Origin of the sequence: Pseudomonas tremae, assembly GCF_001401155.1 — a bacterium.
Classification (GTDB): domain Bacteria; phylum Pseudomonadota; class Gammaproteobacteria; order Pseudomonadales; family Pseudomonadaceae; genus Aquipseudomonas; species Aquipseudomonas tremae.
In genome coordinates this window covers 1-365 of sequence record NZ_LJRO01000059.1, presented here as the reverse complement: position 1 = coordinate 365, position 365 = coordinate 1, and the positions used below count along the sequence as shown (strand labels likewise).

General features: G+C 61.4%; 2 protein-coding genes. Both read left to right on the top strand.

All coding sequences use genetic code 11. The features are described from left to right. The coding region (locus ALO43_RS04195; RefSeq protein ID WP_162235571.1) for a sarcosine oxidase subunit delta at positions 1–167 on the top strand (167 nt) is incomplete at its 5' end. Beyond that, the coding region (locus ALO43_RS04190) for a 2Fe-2S iron-sulfur cluster-binding protein (RefSeq protein WP_157062264.1) at positions 164–365 on the top strand (202 nt) is incomplete at its 3' end. The genes ALO43_RS04195 and ALO43_RS04190, both read left to right, overlap by 4 nt.

The following is a 365-nucleotide window of genomic DNA, read 5'->3' as shown; positions in this document are numbered from 1 at the left end:
CCCTGGGCGTGGTGCGCGAGTGGTGGATGCATAACCCGTCCAGCTACTGGTTTCTGGCCGAACGTCATACCGGCAGCGACGAGATCATTCGCACCTTCGACCCGCGGGAAATATTTACCGCACGTATCGACTTCGCTTCCCTCCCATCCAAGGAGATCGCAGGATGACCACCCCAGCCCGCTTGCCCGAGCCCATGGGCCAGCTGATCGATCGCAACCAGCCGCTCACCTTCAGCTTCGATGGCAAAACGTATCAGGGCCTGCAAGGCGACAGCATTGCCAGCGCACTGCTGGCCAATGGTCGCTTTCTGCTCTCGCGCTCGTTCAAATACCATCGCCCGCGCGGACCGCTGAGCATGGCCGAAC